Genomic DNA, 19,693 nt, shown 5'->3' on the forward strand with positions numbered 1-19,693 from the left:
CCCGCCCGCCAGCGGGCCGAATTCCGAGCTAACCTCAGCACCGGCGAATACCCCGCGCCAGCCTTTTCTTCCCGTTTCCTGTTATCATTACAGTCTCACGCTCACTTGCTGCTTTCATGACTATTCGGCCCCTTTTGCCGCTGGCCTTTCTGGCCACTTTCGCCCTGGCCAGCTGTGAAAAAGACAACGGGGCCTCCCCCACGCAATCGGCCCTGCTCGAAACCCGCTGGCTGCTGGCCAGCGTCGACAATGCCCCGGTGGCCGCCTCCAGCTACTCCGGTACCAGTCGGGCCTACATCGAGTTCGTGGGCCTCGGCAAGTGCACCGTGGGGCTGGGGCCGTGCAACAACTTCAGCGGCCGCTTCAGCCTCGGCAGCGGCGGGCAGCAGCTTCGCATCGCGCCCCAGATTCCGACCCGGGCCACCTGCCCCGTGCAGGCCCTCGAAACCCAGTACCTCGACAACCTGGCCCTCACCGCCCGCTACGAAATCAGCGGCTCCGAGCTGCGCCTATATGATGCCAGCGCCGCCGCGCCGCGCCTGGTGTTTCGGCGGGCCGGGCGGTAAACATTCCTAGCGTAGCGCCGCCAGCCCTTGGCAAAAGCACCGAAAGCTGGCCGACGTATTCCGCGCCGGGTCCAGGTGCTGGCTGATATCCGTGGCCCATTGGGTTTTCCGTTTGCCGGCCAGGAAGTGGCGGCCCTGTTTCAGCACGGTCCACAGCACGTCGTTGGGCTTGGGCGGCTGGTCGGGGTTGGGGGGAGTGCCTTTGAAGTGATGCGGCCGCACGCCGGGATAGGCGGCCATAATGGCGGCGCGGTCGCCCAGCCACCACGCTTCCAGCTCCTGCACCGCCACCCGGTTCAGCACCTGAAAAACCTGGCCCGGCCCCGCCGTGCTTTTGGTGAGCAGCCCCGCCCGGGCGGCGTGGGCTTCCAAATCGGCCTTGCGGCGCGGGCCGATGCCATCGCCATCCAGCAGCACCACCACGCGCAGGTCGGCCTGGCCGTGTTGGGCGATGCGCTTGTGGTAGCCGCGCAGCAAGGCGGGCAGGCTGCCCAGCAAGTCCTGCCAGCCGTCAAAATCCCGGATGCGACACGTTTGGCCCGGCAGCAGGCGGGGCAGCAGCACTTCCAGCGCGGCCCTGGCCGACGGCTCTTCTACCAGAAACTCAATCTGCATGAGTACCGGCGGGCGGGGCGGCAGGAGCCAACGGGTTGCCCACGTCGAAGAAGTTGCGCGCCCACAGGTAGCCCAGCGGCGAGCCTTCCTCCACCATGGCCGGAATGCCCGGCAGGTCGGCCACCCGCGTGGCCTGGGTGTAGCCATCCGCTCCGCGGTGCAGTATCCACACCTGCTCCGGGGCCAGGGCATTGAGCAGCGCCGGCGAGTGCGTGGCCACCAGCAGCTGCCGCTGCTCGGCCGCCGTCAGCAGCTCCTCGGCCAGCCCGGCCAGCAGCTGCGGGTGCAGCTCATTCTCGGGCTCTTCCAGGCCCAGCAGCCCGGCCGCGTCGGGCTCATAGAGCAGCGTGAGCAGGGCCGCCAGCCGCATGGTGCCGTCCGACATGTACTGCGCCGGCAAGGGCTTCTCAAACGGCGCATCCTTGAAGCGCAGCAGCAGCCGCTCATCCGAGGTTATTTCCGTCACGATATCGGCCAGCCCCGGCACCCAGCGCCGCATCTGCGCCGTGATTTTGGCGAGCGTTTCCGGGTGCCTGGTGTGCAGGTAATAGAGGACGTTGGGCAGGTTGTCGCCGTTGGGCGAAAGCTTTTCGCGCGGGCCCGCGTCGGAGTAGCCTTTCAGATGGTCATCGGTGAGGTGGATGTAGCGGTAAGCAGATAAAAGTTTTTTTAGAGTAGCTATCTGAGTTGTAAAAGGCACTTTAAGGATTCCTGTCACAGAGAGCAGCGTTTCGTACTTCAAAACCGCAATACCTGATTCATCTTTAGTTTCCCAGTACTCATTACCGCTTTTTTCGATATACTGATTCTGGTGCCTCATGCGGACAGCATTATGGCTCTTATTGTATGGGCCTAATACTGAAAACAAGTCAGTTTCAATGACACCGTTTTTACCCTTTTTATCGACAGCTTTCAACCATTCTTTTTTGACAACAACATTTTCTTGTTCATTATCAACTTCTAAGAGGTAATGAAAATCAGAACCGTGATTAGATAATTGAATTTTCATTTCGAATAAAATACCGCCCTCATTCCCCCGCGTCCGCATCCCCGCAAACCGGTTCCGCTTCTCCCACGCTCCCACCAGATTCCCCCGCACTGCCTCCGCCAAAAAATCCAGCGCATCCAGCACCGTGGATTTTCCGCTGCCGTTCGGCCCAATCAGCATCGTGAGCGGCGTGAGGTCGCGAAACTCCACGTCGCGTAGGGCACGGTAGTTTTTGATGCGCAGATACGTGAGGCGGGGCACGGCCGGAGCCTGGGCACTGGTGGGCATATGCAATAGGGTTTTGTGCAAAGTAAAGCGGTTTAACAACCTTGTTCCTTTCACCGCTTTCATTCTCCCCATTCCTGCCTACCTTCCCGCACTCCTTTCCACCACACTCCCACCCCTAACCCCCATTCTACCAACTGCCGCCGGGATGCTCCATTCCCCGGCCGCCGTGCTCCCCGGCCCCGCTACCGTGCTTGCCAGCCCGGCGGCGAGGCTAACCAACCCGGCAGCATGACATGACGACATGGCAACTTCTTCGCCGCCTACCAGTCGGCCCGCAAGCCCAACGCCAACGCCACCCGCACCACCCGGCCCGCCTAAAACAAGCCCCGGCCCGTGTACCCCGAAGTTTTGTTTCGGCCCGCCCAAACAGCTCGTTCTGCCGGCCCGGAATGAAGATTCGGGGTACACGTATTTTGAGCCGACCCACCAACGGGGTTTGAATCAGGGCAGATGCCCCGGCCGGCAAAAAATCCAACCTGACTGATTGCATCATAGCTGGCAAGCACTGCCATTAGCCGCCGCACCCATTCCCTTTTTCTCCCAAGCATTCTATGCACCCTCCCCTTACCTCCATCCTGGAACGGAGCAATGTCACCGTTTCGGGGGCCACCGGTGCCCACGCGCAAACCATTGTTTTCCTGCACGGCCTGGGCGGCAACCAGCACGACTGGCACCTGGTGGCCCCCGCCTTTGAAGACCGGTACCGGGTGGTCCTCATCGACCTGGTTGGGGCCGGCCAGTCGGACCAGGCCGCCTACCGTCCCGCCACCACCCACAGCACCCTGGCCGGCCACGCCACCGACCTGCTGGGCGTGCTCAGGGCGCTGGCTTTGCATGAAGTCGTATTTGTGGGTCACTCCGTGGGGGCCATGATTGGGGTGCTGGCGGCGGTGCGCGAGCCCCAGCGCTTCGCCAAAATGGTGCTCATTTCGCCCTCCCCACGCTTTATCAACGAGGCAGGCTACGTCGGCGGCTTCGAGCAAAAGGACATCAACGAGCTGCTGGCGGCCATGGAGAGCGACTACTACGGCTGGTCGCAGGGCTTCGCTCCCGTGATGATGGGCCAGCAGGACCGCCCCGAGCTGGTGCTGGAGCTCACCAACAGCTTCCTGCGCACCAACCCCGAAATCGCCCGGCACTTCGCCCGCGTCACCTTCTGCTCCGACACGCGCACGGAGCTGGGCTTCCTCACCATTCCCACCCTGATTGTGCAGTCGGCACACGACGTTATCGCGCCCCTCGCCGTGGGCCACTACATCAACGAGCAGCTGGCCGATAGCCGCCTCGTAGTGATGGAAACCAACGGCCACTGCCCCCACCTCAGCGCCCCCCAGGAAACCCTCTCGGCCCTGGATTCTTTCCTGACGCGGGAGTAGCGAGGGAAGGAAGGGTAAAAAGGGAACAAAAAGAACGTCATGCTGAGCGAAGTCGAAGCATCTCGCGTGGAGTAGTAATCCAATCGTTGAACGATGCGAGCGAGATGCTTCGGCTTCGCTCAGCATGACGTTCTTTTTAGCTTCGTCTCTTCTTTCCACCTGCTTCTTCTAGCCCCACCTCCCTACAGCCGGATATCAAACGCCAGCGGTTCCACTACCCAGGTGCCTACTTCAGCGCGATACACCACCCGCACGCCCGCCTCGATGGGCGTGCGCAGCCGCAGCACGTTGAAGAGCACCAGCGCATCGAGGCCCACGTTGCGGTAGCGCAGCTGTGCGGCCCGCCCCCGGAAATCGTTGCCCCGGGCCACGTCGCCAAACACGGTGGCCCGCAGGCGCTGCACGTAGAGCAGCCGGCCCAGCTCCCAGTGCGTGAAGGCCAGCGGCAGGCTGTAATCGAAGCTGACGGCGGCGAGGCGGTCGAAACTGGTGTAGCCCTCGCCGCGCGGAAACGATACGGCCGGCGCAAACTGATACTGCAGCTGGTCCTGCCACTGGTAGCCGGCCCGCAGCCGGATGGCATCGTGACGGCGCAGACCGGGCAGAAACACGCTGCCCTGCGCGGCCCACTGCCGCGCCCGCAGCCCGGTGCCAAACGGCGTGGTGCGCCCGGTGCCCAGCAGCGTACCGCCCCCGCGCGGGGCCACGTCGCGGGCGCTCCGCCTGAGCTGGGTGGCGTAGCTCACGGTGGTTTGCAGGGCATTGAGCGGCGTATTGGGGCCGGTTTCGGAGAGCTTGCGCACGGGCAGGTTGTAGTCGTACACCCGCTCGTGCAGGAAATAAGCGCCCACCGACAGCCCCTGGAAGTATTTGGAATGGGTGAGGTTGAGCGGCAGCCGCAGGCCGGCCGTGAGGCGGGTGTACTGCCACTGGTCGCGGATGGTGCGGCCCTGGAAGAGCACGGCCGCATCGCGCCCGCCGTAGGTCACGTCCACGTCCAGCACCGGGAAGCGGCCCTGATAGCTGAGCGCCCCGGTGGCGCTGAAGGTGCGCTCCACCTGGTCGTAACCCACGCCGGCAAATACCTGGGTCGTATTCAACAAATCCTGGGAGCGCAGGCCCAGGCGCACGGCGTTGCCGGCCGGGCTCTGCACCACCCCGTAGCTGAACAGGTTGAAGGCGTGCCGCAGCGGCGAGTACCGCCGCACCCCGTAGCGCGGCCGGGCCGAATCGGGCCGGGCCAGCAGGCGCGGCACCGCCTGCCCGCCGGGCTCCCCCGCCGCCAGCTGCGCCACGTAAATGGCCGGGGCCTCGGTCTTGGCGGCCGTCGCCAGCGGCACCCAGGCGGCGGGGTCCAGCGGCATTTCCACGATGCGGGCCCCGGTGGCGCGGAAGTCATAGAAGGCCAGCCTGCGGCCATCCGGGGCCACGGCGGCGTGGTAGGCGCCCAGCGGCCGGCTGGTCAAGCGGAAGGTCCGGCCGGTGAGGTCCACGGCATAAATATTATCCACGCCCGACTGCGACGAGTTATAGAGCACGTAGTCGCCCCAGGGCTGGGGGTTGGCCAGATTCACGTTGGCTACCGGCAGCAGGACTTTGGCGGTGCCGGTAGCAGGGTCGAATACGGCAATGGTTTTGCCGGCCGCGCTCAGGGCCACGGCTACCACGCGGCGGCCGTCGGGGTGCCAGCGGGGCTGCTGGTAGAAGTCGTTGGCGGGGTTGGGCAGGGTCTGGATTTCGGCCCCGGTTTCGGCATCCAGCATAACCAGGGCGTGGTGGTAGGCCTCATCGGTGCGCACGGCCACCAGGCGGCGGCCGTCGGGCGAGAGGGCCGCCGCCGCGTAGCGCGCCCCGCGCCCGATGCGAGTCAGCCGGCCGGTTTTCAAGTCCAGCACCTTCAGCTCGGAGGCGATGCGCTGGCCCCAGCGGGCGTGCTGCTGGAACTCGGGCCACACGGCTTTGCCGCCGTTCACCGAGAGCATTTCGGGGATGTTGAGCTGGCCGGGCACGAAGATTTTGCGCTCGGCTCCGTGGCGGCTCAGCAGCACGAGCTGCGGGATTTGGTCGAGGCCGGTTTTCAGGGCCAGCACCGTGCTGTCGGTCACGTACTGCGGGTACTGGTACTGGGTAAATACCCGCTCCGAGGCCGAGGTGCGCAGCTCGCGCACCGGCGTAGCAGGAGGCTGCGCCGCCTGCTGTGCCCGCCACGTCGAGTCGATTTCCGTCATGGTTCGGCCATACAGCTGCTCCGCCGTGAGGCCGGTCGTGCGCCGGATGCCGTGGGAAAACGAGAACGGATAGAAGGGAAATTGGTAATACCTATCCAGCACCTTGGCCCATATATCGGGCCCGTGGTGGGCTTTCAGGTACGACGTCATGAAGTAGCCCAGCACGTACCAATCGGGCACCTGGTCGCGCAGGGAGCCGCTCACGGCCTTTTGGTAGGAGTAGCGCCGGCCGGCCAGCAGGTTGGCCCGCAGGCCCACGCCAAAGCTGGGGATGCGCCCGCGCCCGCTGCGGGTGAGGGCCGTTTCGGTGCCCACGGCATCGCCCTCGAAAAACCACTGCGGCACGCCCACGGCGGCCACGCCCAGCGCGCCATCGCCCAGCAGCGGCCGCAGCACCCGGCCCACGCCCTGCCGGGCCTTGTCGAACTGCCCCACGTGGCGTAGCTCGTGCACGGCCAGACCATCGAGCCAGTCCACGGTGCCCAGCCCGAAGCCCTGCTGCGGCGTGGTGAAAAACTCGGCGTGCCGGGGCAAAAACGTCACGAAGCCATTGCTGACCGTGGTTTGGTTCTGCATCACCACCGAAATGGGCCGGGGGCTCACGCCCAGCGTAGCGCCGTTGGGCTGGTGCAGCTGCTCAAGCCGCGCCGCCGTGCGCTGCGCCGCCGAGTCGAGCCCGCCGGTATACAACACCCGGAAATGCGGGGTACGCACCTCCTGCCAACGCAGCGCGGGCGGATTCTGGCTCAGCACGGGCAGGCTTTGGGCGTGGGCCGACCCGCCAATCAGCAGCCCGAGCAGTCCCGGCAACAACAAACGACGCATAAAAGCAGGTATTTCTGAAATGGGCCTTAAAGAACGGTACTCGTGGCTTGGCAGAAATACGACGGTGCGATTCTGAGGCACTGAAGCGGTTTGGCAACGGCTGATACGTTGTGTGCGGCTGACGCAACCAGCCCTTTAGAGCAGTTTCCGAGTCAGTGTACATTTTTGAAAACAGTTAAAAGTTGAGAGTTAAAAGTTAAAACCCACTACGTCTGATTTTTAACTTTTAACTCTCAACTTTTAACGCTGTACATGGACTTGGAAACCGCTGTAAGAAAGCGGCAGCTTTCGGGAAGGCCACCGCTTTTTTATGCCCCCGTGCAACGCTGCGCGCAACTCACCGGTCAAGAGAATAATTGGGTTCTTCCCTTCAATTCCCTTACCTCATTATCATGTCGCACAAACTCCTTTCCCTGGGCTTGCTGGCCGTTGTGGCCGGCTCCCTGCTCAGCTGCAAAAAAGACGCGGACGTTTCCCCGGCCGTCTGCTACTCGGGCCGGGTAGTAGCCTACACCTGCATGGACGGCATGCTCATTGAAGTAACCTCCGCGTTTCCCATCGGTGCACCGGCCACGATTCGCGGCGCCAGCGGCGACTCGCTACTGGGCCGCAACCTCATCGCCGTGGTGAATACCTCGGATTACGGCCGGATGAACTCCGTGGGCCTCACCCTGCACTTCACCGCCGTGAACGACCCCAACCGCCAGCACAGCGGCTTCACTTGCCTCGCCGCCGACGGGGTGAAAGGCCCCGTGCCGCGCCTGGTGCTCAGCAACGTGGGCACCACGGCCTGCGGCCCCGGGCCGCGCTAGTCGCACACCTCCCACTGCAAAGAAGAAAGACAGGCCCCCGAAACTGAATTTGGGGGCCTGTTTTTGGATTACCAACCTGGCTGTTTAGGCCGACAGCAGCTCCTTATCCGGCACGCTCTGGTCTTTGAGGGTGGCGGTGCCGCGCTCCTTGCGCGTGATGCGCGAGTAGAGGCTGATTTCCTGGTCGAACAAGAACTGGAAAAACAGCTTGGTGTAGCTGGTGTGGGCCAGCAGCGGCTCGTAGAACTCGGGAGCCACGGTTTTGAGCTTGGGAAGGTTGTTCCACGGAATGCTGGGCATGTCGTGGTGCTCGTTGTGGAAACCCACGTTGAGGTTGATGCCATTGAGCCGGCCGTAGTAGGAATAGGTTTCCTGCTCGGGGCTGAGGGTGAGGTAGTGCTCCTGAATCCAGCGGGCCCCAAGCGGGTGCAGGCCCACCGAAAACCAGAAGCTGAGAAAGAGGTAGAGCAGGGCCGTCCAGCCAAAGAAATAGACGATAGCTGCATCGAACGCCACCTGGGCCACGATGTTGGCGAATACGTAGCGGTCCACGGTCGCCACTTCGCGGCAGCGCACCGTGCGAATAAGCTGAAACACCGGAAAGAAAAACAGCCAGACGGCCTTGCCAATGCTGTAGTTCTGAATCAGCCTGGCCTCGTACCAGTCGGGCAGGTCGGCATCCAGCTCGTGCACGCCCTGAAAAACGTGGTGCTTGATGTGGAAATTCTTGAAGCTGATGGCCGTGGGAAACACCGACGGAAAGTTGGCCAGAATGCCCGTGGCCACGTTCTGCCACAGCTTGCGGAACACCAGGTTGTGGGCCGCCTCGTGAATGACCACAAACAGCGTGTGTGAGAAAAACGCGCCCACCAGGTAGGCCACCGGAATGGTCCAGTACCAGGCCTGGTTGCGCAGCAGGTAGGCCAGCGCCACCTGGGCCGCCACGCAGCCCGCCCCAATGAGGAAGGTCGTGGGGTTGCGCGTCATCAGCTGCTTCACCTCGGGGTGGGCCTTGATGATTTGGCGGGTGCGCACGCGGTGCGGCTCGGTGGCCGTGGCCACGGTGAAAGCAGTAGGAGCGGAGGCCATAAGTAGCGAAAAGCAGGCACGACAACCGGAAGCGCGCCGGGGCTTTCAGACAAAAATACGGCAATTAGGCTCAGCTTGTAAGCCGGGCCGATGCTACATCTGCGCCAGCCAGGCCTTGGCGGTGGCCAGGTCGTCGAAGGTGGCTACCACCGGGCTGCCCGCCGTGAATTGCAGGGTCAGGTCCGTGGATAAACGGCTGTACAGATTGGGCGAATACACCCAGGCAAAATACTGCAGGCCCGCGGCCGTCAACTCCGGAAAAAGCTCTTTGCCGGCCCATTCGGCGGCCTCGCTCCACATGCCGGTTACGCGGGTGTTGTCGTTGAGCACCTTGTGGCAGCGCTGCTGGCGCATCAGGCGCAGTATCTCCAGCCCGCCGTGCTGCACGCTGGCCAAATCATGCTCGCCGTGCCAGTCGGCGTAAAGCCAATCGTTCAGATGGTCGTAGGCAATGGTAATGCTAGGTTCTTCAAGTAGGATTTGCAGGGCCATGGGTCATTCAAAACGAAACGATTCCTCGCTACGGTCAATACGTAGAAAAAGATTCGTGCCCGGTTCTCATTTCTGCGATTATCAGTTTAACACGGTTGGCCAGGGTTATCAATCTGCGTTAAATACGTATCCAACAATACGCACCTCTGTTTTGCCCAAACCGGCAGGGCCCGAACAGGTGATGTGCGCGCACGGTTATGCTAATGCCCGAGCCCGCTGCCAAGCCAGGTGAAGCCGGAATTCGTATGGTCTTTCTGCTGTTCGGCAAGGGCTGTAAGGGTGGCGGCAATTACGCGTCTACCCGCCGGGCACCGGCCGGCTGTGGCCCATTCACGTTCATTCCTAATCCATGAAAAACCGTTTGAAATCTTTTGCCAGCCTGAGTATTCTGGCCCTCACGTTTGCCTGCGGCTCGCAGCAGCCGGCCGAGGCCCAGAATCCGCCGCGCTCCACGGCCGGCCTGGCCCCGGCCAACCTAACCGGGCTGGCCCTGGCTACTTTCGCCGGGGGCTGCTTTTGGGCCCAGGAAGAAGCCTTTGAGCAAATAAAAGGCGTGAAGCAGGTGGTGAGCGGCTACGCCGGCGGCACCAAAGCCAACCCCACCTACGAGCAGGTGGCCGAGCAAACCACCGGCCACACCGAAACGGTGCAGATTTACTACGACCCCAACGTGGTGAGCTACCAGAAGCTGGCCGATATCTTTTTCACCGCCGCACACGACCCCACCCAGCTCAACCGCCAGGGGCCCGATGCCGGCCCCGAGTACCGCTCGGCCGCCTTCTACCGCACGCCGGAGGAGAAGAAAATGCTGGAGGCCACCATTGCCAAAGTCAACGCGTCGAAGCAGTATGGCGGCAAAATCGTGACCCAGGTGGTGCCATTCCAGAAGTTCTGGCCCGGCGAGGACTACCACCAGGGCTACTACCGCCTGCACCCCGAAAACCCCTACCTCGCCCACGTTTCGGCCGCCAAGGTGGAGCACGTGCAGAAACTGTTTCCCAAAGACCTGAAAAGCCCGCTGTAAAAAGACCGGGCGGCACACGCCCAACCAGCCCCGGCCCGCAACGGCCGGGGCTTTTTGGTGGGCACCGGGCGGCTGGATTTTTACGCGCCCCGGCAACGGCTTATCTTTGAAAAAGGAAGCCGCCCTCTGCTGGTTCTTCCGTTGCAAGTCTTCTCTACTTATGCTGCTTTCTGCCGTGCCCGCGCTGGACTTTGAGCTGTTGTTTGCGCTGCTGCCGGCCCCGCACGGCGTACTAGCCCCCGATGGCACCCTGCTGGGCCTGAACGACGCGCTGGCGCGGCTGCTGCCAGCCGGCAGCGCCGCCGCGCTGCCCGGCCAGCCCCTGGCCGCCCTGCGGGCCACCACCGAGAGTGCCGGCCTGGTGCTGGCCGATGCCGCCGCCTGGGAAGCCGGCCTGGCGGCCGCCTGGGCCGGGGAGGTGCGGGAGCTACTGCCAACCCTGCGCCCGGCCCCGGCCGAAACCGGCTGCTACTGGCAGGCCACGCTGCAGCCGGTGCCACTGGTGCAGCCCCGCTACGTGGTGGTGCGCCTGCTGGATGTGAGCGAACAGCTGCTGGCTCAGCAGGTTGCCGTGCAGGCGGCGCACGAGCTGGAGCAATTTCGCTTCCTGGCCGAAAGCCTGCCCCAGCTCATCTGGTCGACCAACGCCCACGGGGAGTTCAACTACACCAATCAGCGCTTCATCGACTACACCGGGCACGATGTGCTGCGCATGCCCCCGGCGGCTAAGCAGGACCTGTGGCAGCACATTATGCATCCCGACGACCTGGCGGGCATGCACGCCCGCTGGGCGGAGGCGCTGGTTTCGGAGCAGGCCTTCGAGCTGGAATTCCGGATGCGGGGCGTGGATGGCGAATACCGCTGGTTCCGCTCGCACGTGGCGGCCCAGCGCGGGGCCGATGGCCAGGTGCGGCGCTGGTTTGGGCTGTGCACCGACGTGGATGCCCGGCACCGCGACCAGTTGCGGATTGATACCCAGCAGCGTCTCATGCAACGCATTCTCGACCAGCTGCCGCTCACCATCAGCACGATGGCCGGGCCGGACCTGACGTTTACCTTTCTGTCGGGGCAGGCCCGGCAAGCCATGGGCCCACGGGCGGCGGTGGGCCGCACCGTGGCCGAGAGCCTGCCCGAAATTGCACGCCAGGGCTACCTGCGCCTGCTGCAACAGGTGCTGGACACCGGCCAGCCCCTGCTGGGCCACGAAGAGCGCAGTGCCCTGGTCGACCCGGCCACCGGCACGCTGCGGGAGCACTACCATAATTTTGGCTACCTGCCACTGGCCGGCGACGAGCGCACGGCCCCCGGCGTACTCGCCTACAGCCTCGACGTGACCGAGCAGGTGCTGGCCCGGCACGAAGCCGATACCTTGCAGGCCGAGGTGCGGGCCGCCGATGCCCGCCTGCGCCACCTGGCCGCCGTGCTGCCCATCGTCACCTTTATCACCGATGGGGCGGGCCGTACCATGTACATCAGCCCCCAGTGGTATGCCTACACGGGCCAGGCAGCAGGCGGGCCGTGGGCCGAGGTAGACACCCTGTGGCCGGATACGGTGCACCCCGACGACCAGGCCGGGTCCGCCCGTCTCATCCAGGAGAGCATTGCCACGGCCCAGGTGGGCAAGGTGGAGCTGCGCCTGCGCCGCCACGATGGCCAGTACCGCTGGTTCATGACCGTGGCCGTGCCCGAGCTGGACGCCAGTGGCCAGCTGGTGCGCCGCCACGGCTACCTTCTCGACGTGCACGAGCTGCACGAGCGCACCAGGGAGCTGGCCCGCAGCCGCGCCGATTTTGCCGCCCTGGCCGATAACATCGCGCAGCTGGCCTGGATGGCCGACGCCACCGGCCATATCTTCTGGTACAACCAGCAGTGGTACGATTTCACGGGCTCGACCCTGGAAGCCATGCAGGACTGGGGCTGGATACAGGTGCACGACCCCACCCTGGTGACGGACGTGAATGCGCGCTACCTGGCCGCCATTCAGGCCGGGCAGCCTTGGGAGGACACGTTCCCGCTGCGGCGGCACGATGGACAGTTTCGCTGGTTCTTGAGCCGGGCCCGGCCCATTCGGGACGCCAGCGGCGCGGTGGTGCGCTGGTTTGGCACCAACACCGACGTGACCGAGCTGCGCGAGCTGCAGCAGCGACTGACCCGGAGCGAAGAGGAGCTGCGCATTCAGGCCGAGAGCCTGCCGCAGCAGGTGTGGACGGCCCGCCCCGATGGCACCGTGGACTTTTATAACCACCGCACGGCGGCCTACGTGGGCGAGTCGATGGAAAAAAACGGGGCCGCCCACTGGCTCAGCTTCGTGCACCCCGACGACCTCCCCCGGATGCAGGAGCGCTGGCAGGCCGCCATTGCCAGCCAGCGCTACTACGAGGCCGAGTTCCGCCTGCGGCGCTACGATGGGCAGTACCGCTGGTTTCTGGGGCAGGCCCAGGCCCGCCGCGACCCCGGCGGACAAGTGCTGAAATGGTACGGTACCAACACCGACGTAGACCAGCAGCGCCAGCTGCAGGAGCAGGTGCTGGCCAGCCAGTCCCGCTTTCAGCAGCTGCTCGAAACCCTGCCCCAAATGGCCTGGACGACCAACCCCGACGGCAACGCCACCTACTACAGCCAGCGCTGGTACGCGTTTACCGGGGCCACGTTTGAACAGCTCCGGAACTGGGGCTGGGAACAGCTCGTGCACCCCGACGACCTGTTGGCCACCCTGAGCAAGTGGGGCCACAGCCTGGCTACGGGCGAGGCCTTTGAAGATGAAACCCGCTGGCGCGACCAGCACGGCGACTACCGCTGGTTTCTGGTGCGTGGAGAACCCATTCGAGACAAAAGCGGGGCGATATCGGTGTGGGTGGGTGCCCACACCGATATCCACGAGTTCAAGCAGATTCAGCAGCAGCTCGAAGCTCAGAATGCCCGCCTCACGCGCACCAACGAGGACCTCGACAACTTCATCTACACGGCCTCGCACGACCTCAAGCAGCCCATCACCAACATGGCGGGCATTTTTGAGGAGCTGACCCGCACGGCCTACTTCCGCGACCCGGATGCCATCAAGCTCATCACCTACTTTGAGCGCGCCCTGGCCCGGATTTATGGAACCATCGACGACCTCAGCGCCATTGTGCAGGTGCAGCGCCAGCAGCAGGAGCTGCCCGCCGAAGCCGTGGCCCTGGCCCCGCTGGCCGACGAAGTACTCAGCAGCCTGCAGGACCAGGTGCGGCAGCTCGGGGCCACGTTCGAGCTGGACTTTACCACCTGCCCGGCGGTCGATTTCGTGCGCCCGCACCTGCAAAGCGTGTTCTTCAACCTCATCAGCAACTCGCTGAAATACGCCGCCCCCGGCCGGCCACCCAGCATCCGCCTCAGCAGCGCCCCCGACCTGCTCACCGGCCGTCCCATCATCACGGTGCAGGACAATGGCCTGGGCATCGACCTGGAGCGGTTCGGGCCGCAGCTGTTTCAGCTGTTCCGCCGCTTCCACTCCCACGTCGAGGGCACGGGCATGGGCCTCTACCTCATCAACCGCATCGTGCAAAACCACGGCGGCCGGCTGGAAGTCAGCAGCGCGGTGGACGAGGGCACCACATTCCGGATTCACCTGTGAGTCGCAAATCAGCAAAAAGAGCCCGCCGGTCAAATCCAGCGGGCTCTTTTTGCTGATTTGAAACCCCAAATTTCAGGGCACTAGCAGCAGCTTGCAGGTACCCAACAGTTGACCATCGGTTACGGTAGCGTACAGCTGGGCCACATACAGTCCCGGCGGCAGGCCGGCCAGGTCCAGGGGGTAGTCGCCGTTGCCGGCTATGGGGCGGGTGCGCACCACGCGCCCGGCCAGGTCCAGCACCCGCACCGTGGCCGGGCCCCGGCCCAGCCCGCTCACTTGCAGCGTGGTTGCGCCCTGAGCCGGGTTGGGGTAGGCCCACAGGCCGATGCCACTGGCCAGGCCCGCCCGGGGGCGGGACGCGGCCAGCGGGGTGCCCCGGAAGTCGTGCCGGGCCAGGTAGCCTTGCTGCCCCGCCAAGCCCAGTTGAGTCGACTTGCCGCAGACAAGCAGGGTGCCATCGCCTACCCACTGCCAGTCATAAGGAACTACTGCAGTCTGTGTATTGCTAGATAGTGCATAAAAGGCTACGCGCTGGCCTGTAACCACATCAAGCTGAGCCAAGTATACAGTCGGTGTACCTGCCTGCCGCACATCGGTTAGTAGTACGCCCATCGTATTATTGGGCAGCAACCGAATCCGATAAGCATAATTACTCACGACTCCCGTCCCCGCGAGCGCAGGCGGGTGGCGGTAGGTCCATACTACATTCAGAGCCGTATCGAGTCGTATGACATACCCTATGCTTTTGGCAGCTCCCGCTGTACCAGCCACAAGCGAATCAGCTGTACCGGAAATCAAGTATCCGGCTGCATTGGGTAGCGCCACAATATTGCAACCAAAATTATAACGACTGCCGCTACGAAAAGATGAACCCAGTGGCTGTATAAAGCGCTGGCGACGGAGTATTCCGCTGCTATCCGTTTCAATTAAATAATGGTCGTAGCCGAAGTTAACAAACGAGTAAGCATCGCCATTAATCAGGTAACCACCACGCGGAGTTGACACCAATGACGTGGAATAATCCTGTGATTGAGGCAAGCGAGCATAATTACGCTGCCAACGCACCCGACCTAACGTATCGGAACAGGTCAATATTACTTGTTGATTTTGTCCAACCTGATTGATTGGATTTACCATCCCTGTAGTGAGTATGTATTTTCCTGTGGCCAAGGCAGCAGTAACTGTACTACGTGGCGAAGAAGGGGCTAGCCACCACCCTAACAATGTATCGCCCTGTGATGTGAACCGCTGGATATATGGCCTTTGCAATGTAATAGAACTACCTGTCTGACATTGAAATCCTCGCCCCGTCCACCAGCCACCACTACCTATGGCTGGGTCCATACTGTATTCGCCATTACTCAAGCCTCGTCCCAATTGTTCACGCTGTAAAGTGCCGTTTAAATTGTATAGCTGACAAAATGTGCGCGAAACCATGCGGCACCCAGCACCTGCTTGAATTGGCGCGAAGGTACCACAAACGGCGAATCTCTGGTGTGCCACTATTGGTAATAGGCTTAGATAATTCATTCCTGTTGTGTTGCTTCGCATTTCACCTTTTTCCCACATCAACTGTTGGGCCTTACTGGAGAATATAGTAAATCCCCACAGCATCGCAATAAAACCTGTATTGAAGCGCATATGACCGGTGTGGTGGACTAAGTAGCTCTTACAACATAGTGCAGGAGCTACTTAGTCCTAATTGATAAAGTAATTAGAAACCTGGATTAGTGAACAACCACTATTTTACAGGTACAAAGCAAGTGGCCTGCTTCACCTACAAGGCGACCGACATAAACACCAGGTGCCATCTTTTCAACCGATATGATGGGCATTCGCTCATCCACTAAGGCTTGAGTTAGCACAATATGACCGGTTCTCAGTTCAACGAGTTGAAAAACGCTAGTCCCGTCGCGCGAGCCCGTTACCTGAATTGTTACCTTATCACTGCCTGGGTTTGGATAGGCTCGTATCTGTGTCGACACAGCTCTTTCACCAGCCTCTGGCGTTCTGGCATCTCGCTGAACTGGTTTACCAGACACAACACTAATTCCACATAACGTGCGAGGGTAGAAGTAGCGCAATATTTCACAGGCTACAGGTGCAAAACCAGAGGATGAGCCCGCCACTTCCACCAAAGCAGTACTATCAGCTGTAGTGGGGGTAGCGCCTGGCACCAATCTCACCGAGCGCCCCATTACATCGAAGCAGGATACCCGACGCTGTACCTCTACGTTCTGGCTCCTCTGGCTCAATAAATTTTGTCGCACCCTATTCACGTCGGTTTCCCTACCTAGATGACGGTATTTTTCCATCAGGTATATGCTCATCCGCTCAAAAGCCACATCGTTGATTAATGGCAGCGTATTGGCATAGATTTCAAGTTGTGCTAGTTGCCCAGCATGTTCGCGGTAGTCAATTAGTTTAAGTTCTAGCTCATGGAGGTCTCGCTCGCCCCCATTGGGTTGCTGGATAGCATTTTCCCAATCCTGCCACTTAGGGTTGCTATTGGCCGATGGACGGTATAGTCCATTCACCCCAAGACCATAAGATGGACGCTGGTTACAGGGGGTGCCAGGAGCAAAATTAATAGTAACAAGCCTTCCCAGACTGCTGGAAACGGTAGGTGACTCACTGGGTGAACTAAGCGCTATATAACTAAGTGGTGAGTACTGTCCGTCGTTTTGCACGTCCACGTTTAACCCGGCATATTTATTGGCCACTGGCTCCACACCGAACGGCCCGGGCCCGCCGGGCGGGCCACTAAGCTGCCCCACCGTGGCACTGCTCTCAACGGCAATGCCCTGGTCGCAGCTTTCGATGGTGTTGCAGCTGATGGCCGGCGCGAACGGCGCGTATTGCTGCCCGGTGATGACCACCGCCCGGGTGCATTTGGCAAAGTAGTTATCGGTCACGTATTCTATTTCCGAGTTGGCCCAGTTCCAACCGGCAATTCGCCTGCAAGGTCAACGAGCCGGTGATGTTGAAAACGTAGATGCTGCTGGTATCGCCGGTAAGCGTAAGAGTCTGGCTTTCGGGCAAAGTGGTGTTGCCATTCAGGACGTAGGTTCCGGCAGGAAGGGCCTGCCCCGCCAGCCCGTCGGGAAGCACCTTGCCGTTTTGGCTGGCACACCAGACGCGGGCCTCCTGTGCCGCGCCCAGTGCTTGGGGTGTCGGGGCCGCACCGTTGCCAAATACTCCGTCGGAGGCCACCACCGTGGCTGAAATGGCTTGGGCAGCGCCAACTTTTCCAGCTACCGGCAAGCTGTTGGCCGCCTGAATATCCCCGCCCGCCAGAAGGCCGTAGGCCGCCGCTACGCCAAGGGGTGGTGCGGAGTACTGAGCCTGGGCGGGGCTACTCACGAAAGCAGCCAGCACAAAACCTATCGCACCAGCGATGGCGCGGGTCGCGGGTCGCGGGTCGCGGGTCGCGGGTCGCCCTGAGAATCGAAAAGAGGGTATGAGGTTGCGTCATCACATTAAGGGTAAAAAGTGAATGAATAGTGAAAAGGAAGGCCACAGAGTTCGGGAGAAAAAAATGAAATAGCAAATTATTTTTTCACCTTTCAGGGTCATCAAACCATTGATTCATAAACTATTTACTTTCCGGCTGACGATACCCCTTTTTCTGAATTACTATTCTTTGACTTACTCTTGCCAGTGGAATGCTCAACGCCTTTCTCAAGCCTCCCCCATCCGCCCGTGCTCCAATCCAAACTCCCCGACGTCGGCGTCAGCATCTTCACCCAAATGACCCTGCTGGCCCAGGAAACCGGGGCCATTAACCTGGCCCAGGGCTTTCCGGACTACGACCCGCCGCAGGAGCTGCTGGAGGCCCTGGCCCGCCACGCCCTCACCCCCGGCCACCACCAATACGCGCCCATGCCGGGCCTGCCGCGGCTGCGCGCCGCCATTGCCGCCCAGGTAGCCCGCCTGCACGCCGATGCCCCCGCCCCCGACCCGGCCACCGAAATCACCGTCGCGGCCGGGGCCACCGAGGCGCTGTATGCCGTGCTGGCCGCCGTGGTGCGCCCCGGCGATGAGGTAGTCGTATTTGAGCCGGCCTATGATTTGTACGGGCCGGCCATTCGGCTGCAGGGCGGCGTGCCGCGCTACGTGCGCCTGCCCGCCCCGCACTTCCGGCCCGACTGGGACGCCGTGCGCCGGGTGGTATCGCCCCGCACCCGGCTGGTGCTGATAAACACGCCCCACAACCCCAGCGGGGCCATTTTCACGGCCGACGACTGGCACGAGCTGGCCCGCCTGCTGGCCGGCACCGATGCCCTCGTGCTCAGCGATGAGGTGTACGAGCACCTGGTGTTCGACGGCGCCCCGCGCATGAGCGCCCGCCAGCACCCCGAGCTGCGCGAGCGCAGCTTCGTGCTTTCGTCCTTCGGCAAAACCTACCACGCCACCGGCTGGAAAGTGGGCTACTGCATTGCCCCGCCCGCCCTCACCGCTGAGGTACGGCGCGTGCACCAGTTCCTCACCTTTGCCGTGAGCACGCCCACCCAGCACGCCCTGGCCGACGTGCTGGAAGCCGACACGACCGATGCCCACGCCCGCGGCTTGGCCCCGTTTTACCAGGCCAAGCGCGACCAGTTCCGCAGCCTGCTGGCGGGTGCCGGCTGGGAGCTGCTGCCCGTGCCCGGCGGCTACTTCCAGCTGGCCCGCTACGGCGCGTTCGCCTCGACCGGCGACCTGGCTTTTGCCGGGTTCCTGGCCCGCGAGAAGGGCGTGGCCGTGGTGCCGGTATCGGCCTTCTACCACGATGGGTTTGATGATGGGCTGATTCGGTTTTGCTTCGCGAAGGAAGAAGCTACGCTGCAAGCGGCGGCAAAACGCCTGATTTATTAATGGTTAGCGGTTAATGATTAGTGGTTAATATTCAACGGTTGACGATAAATGGAAAGGACCTCAGTAATTAATCATTAACCACTAATCATTAACCACTAAAATAATGGCCGACCTCACCGTTTCCTTCGTCCAGACCAGGCTGCACTGGCAGGATGCCGCCGCCAACCGCGCCACCCTCGATGTGGCCCTGGCTAGCCTCAGCACCCCCACCGACCTCATTGTGCTGCCCGAGATGTTCACCACCGGCTTCAGCATGGAAGCCGAAACCCTGGCTGAGCCCATGGACGGCCCCACCGTGGCCTGGCTACGCACCCACGCCGGCGCCCACAACGCCGTGCTCACGGGCAGCGTCATCATCGAAGAAAACGGCGCGTACTTCAACCGCCTGCTCTGGGTGCGGCCCGATGGCAGCCTGAGCACCTACGACAAGCGCCACCTGTTCACGCTGGCCGGCGAGCAGCACACCTACGCCCCCGGCACTACCCGGCTGGTGGAAGAATGGCGCGGCTGGCGCATCTGCCCGCTGGTGTGCTACGACCTGCGCTTCCCCGTTTGGAGCCGCAACCAGCCCGCCGCGCCCTACGACCTGCTGCTGTACGTGGCCAACTGGCCCGCCGTGCGCCGCGCCGCCTGGATGACCCTGCTCCGCGCCCGCGCCATCGAAAACGTGGCCTGCGCCCTCGGCGTGAACCGCATCGGGCAAGATGCGAATGGCCACGACTACGCCGGCGACTCGGCTTTGCTCGATGCCAAAGGGAGCTATTTGTTGGAGGCTGGAGACCAGGCCGGAACATTCACCCACACGCTAAGACGGGCAGATTTGGATAATTTCCGGGCCAGTTTCGGGGCCCTGAACGACGGCGACGCGTTTGAGCTGCGCGACTAAGCAGTAGCGCGAAGCGGTGCTTCGCGTCCCCGCGCCG

At 62.4% G+C, this 19,693-nt stretch carries 15 protein-coding genes and 1 pseudogene; 7 read left to right on the forward strand and 9 right to left on the reverse strand.

From position 1 onward, the window contains the following. Nucleotides 1-116: 116 nt before the first annotated feature. Complete coding sequence (locus ABD819_RS17100; RefSeq protein WP_345126232.1) at nt 117-566, forward strand: META domain-containing protein; 450 nt, start codon at nt 117-119, stop codon at nt 564-566. A gap of 6 nt (nt 567-572) precedes the next feature. Here the strand turns inward: ABD819_RS17100 and ABD819_RS17105 are convergent, their stop codons facing one another. The 3 genes and pseudogenes from ABD819_RS17105 to ABD819_RS21590 form a co-directional block, all read right to left on the reverse strand. After that, nucleotides 573-1,181 (reverse strand): DUF4276 family protein, encoded by a 609-nt coding sequence (locus tag ABD819_RS17105; RefSeq protein ID WP_345126234.1) that lies wholly within the window; start codon nt 1,179-1,181, stop codon nt 573-575. Then, complete coding sequence (locus tag ABD819_RS17110) at nt 1,171-1,881, reverse strand: AAA family ATPase (RefSeq protein WP_345126235.1); 711 nt, start codon at nt 1,879-1,881, stop codon at nt 1,171-1,173. Before ABD819_RS17110 ends, ABD819_RS17105 begins: the two co-directional genes overlap by 11 nt. Nucleotides 1,882-2,079: 198 nt before the next feature. After that, nucleotides 2,080-2,529, reverse strand: a pseudogene (locus ABD819_RS21590) (AAA family ATPase); the annotation flags it as partial. 479 nt (nt 2,530-3,008) lie between these two features. On the opposite strand from ABD819_RS21590, the gene ABD819_RS17115 reads away from it, so the two are divergent. After that, entirely contained in the window at nt 3,009-3,833 is an 825-nt protein-coding gene (locus tag ABD819_RS17115) for an alpha/beta fold hydrolase (RefSeq protein ID WP_345126236.1), read from the forward strand. 182 nt (nt 3,834-4,015) lie between these two features. On the opposite strand, the gene ABD819_RS17120 is transcribed toward ABD819_RS17115, so the two are convergent. Continuing rightward, on the reverse strand, nt 4,016-6,886 hold the full coding sequence (locus tag ABD819_RS17120; protein ID WP_345126238.1) for a TolB family protein: 2,871 nt from the start codon (nt 6,884-6,886) through the stop codon (nt 4,016-4,018). A gap of 392 nt (nt 6,887-7,278) precedes the next feature. On the opposite strand from ABD819_RS17120, the gene ABD819_RS17125 reads away from it, so the two are divergent. Next, nucleotides 7,279-7,698 carry a hypothetical protein gene (locus tag ABD819_RS17125; protein WP_345126239.1) on the forward strand — a complete coding sequence of 140 codons (420 nt, stop codon included), beginning with the start codon at nt 7,279-7,281 and terminating at the stop codon, nt 7,696-7,698. Between the two features lie 84 nt (nt 7,699-7,782). Here the strand turns inward: ABD819_RS17125 and ABD819_RS17130 are convergent, their stop codons facing one another. Both ABD819_RS17130 and ABD819_RS17135 read right to left on the reverse strand, forming a co-directional pair. Next, a complete protein-coding gene (locus ABD819_RS17130; RefSeq protein WP_345126241.1) occupies nt 7,783-8,787 on the reverse strand; it encodes a fatty acid desaturase in 1,005 nt (334 codons plus the stop codon). 93 nt (nt 8,788-8,880) lie between these two features. Beyond that, nucleotides 8,881-9,279: a hypothetical protein gene (locus ABD819_RS17135; RefSeq protein WP_345126242.1), complete on the reverse strand. Its 399-nt coding sequence runs from the start codon at nt 9,277-9,279 to the stop codon at nt 8,881-8,883. A gap of 349 nt (nt 9,280-9,628) precedes the next feature. Between ABD819_RS17135 and msrA the strand changes: the two genes are divergently transcribed. Together msrA and ABD819_RS17145 are read left to right on the forward strand one after the other, a co-directional pair. After that, entirely contained in the window at nt 9,629-10,303 is a 675-nt protein-coding gene (msrA, locus tag ABD819_RS17140) for a peptide-methionine (S)-S-oxide reductase MsrA (protein WP_345126244.1), read from the forward strand. 160 nt (nt 10,304-10,463) lie between these two features. After that, the gene (locus ABD819_RS17145) at nt 10,464-13,913 is read left to right on the forward strand and encodes a PAS domain-containing sensor histidine kinase (protein WP_345126246.1); all 3,450 of its coding nucleotides are present in this window, start codon (nt 10,464-10,466) and stop codon (nt 13,911-13,913) included. Nucleotides 13,914-13,985: 72 nt separating this feature from the next. Here ABD819_RS17145 and ABD819_RS17150 read toward each other — a convergent pair whose 3' ends face one another. From ABD819_RS17150 to ABD819_RS17160, 3 genes are all read right to left on the reverse strand, one after another. Beyond that, nucleotides 13,986-14,525 carry a T9SS type A sorting domain-containing protein gene (locus ABD819_RS17150; RefSeq protein ID WP_345126247.1) on the reverse strand — a complete coding sequence of 180 codons (540 nt, stop codon included), beginning with the start codon at nt 14,523-14,525 and terminating at the stop codon, nt 13,986-13,988. Between the two features lie 1,115 nt (nt 14,526-15,640). Continuing rightward, nucleotides 15,641-16,828, reverse strand: a complete 1,188-nt coding sequence (locus tag ABD819_RS17155) for a hypothetical protein (protein WP_345126249.1) — start codon at nt 16,826-16,828, stop codon at nt 15,641-15,643. Further along, the gene (locus ABD819_RS17160; RefSeq protein ID WP_345126250.1) at nt 16,818-17,276 is read right to left on the reverse strand and encodes an ice-binding family protein; all 459 of its coding nucleotides are present in this window, start codon (nt 17,274-17,276) and stop codon (nt 16,818-16,820) included. Before ABD819_RS17160 ends, ABD819_RS17155 begins: the two co-directional genes overlap by 11 nt. Nucleotides 17,277-17,615: 339 nt before the next feature. On the opposite strand from ABD819_RS17160, the gene ABD819_RS17165 reads away from it, so the two are divergent. After that, nucleotides 17,616-18,770, forward strand: coding sequence for a methionine aminotransferase (locus tag ABD819_RS17165; RefSeq protein WP_345126252.1), 1,155 nt, complete (start codon nt 17,616-17,618; stop codon nt 18,768-18,770). Between the two features lie 103 nt (nt 18,771-18,873). Next, entirely contained in the window at nt 18,874-19,656 is a 783-nt protein-coding gene (locus ABD819_RS17170; protein ID WP_345126254.1) for an amidohydrolase, read from the forward strand. The last annotated feature ends 37 nt before the right edge of the window (nt 19,657-19,693 follow it).

Source organism: Hymenobacter antarcticus (assembly GCF_039539545.1).
Taxonomy (GTDB): Bacteria; Bacteroidota; Bacteroidia; order Cytophagales; family Hymenobacteraceae; genus Hymenobacter; species Hymenobacter antarcticus.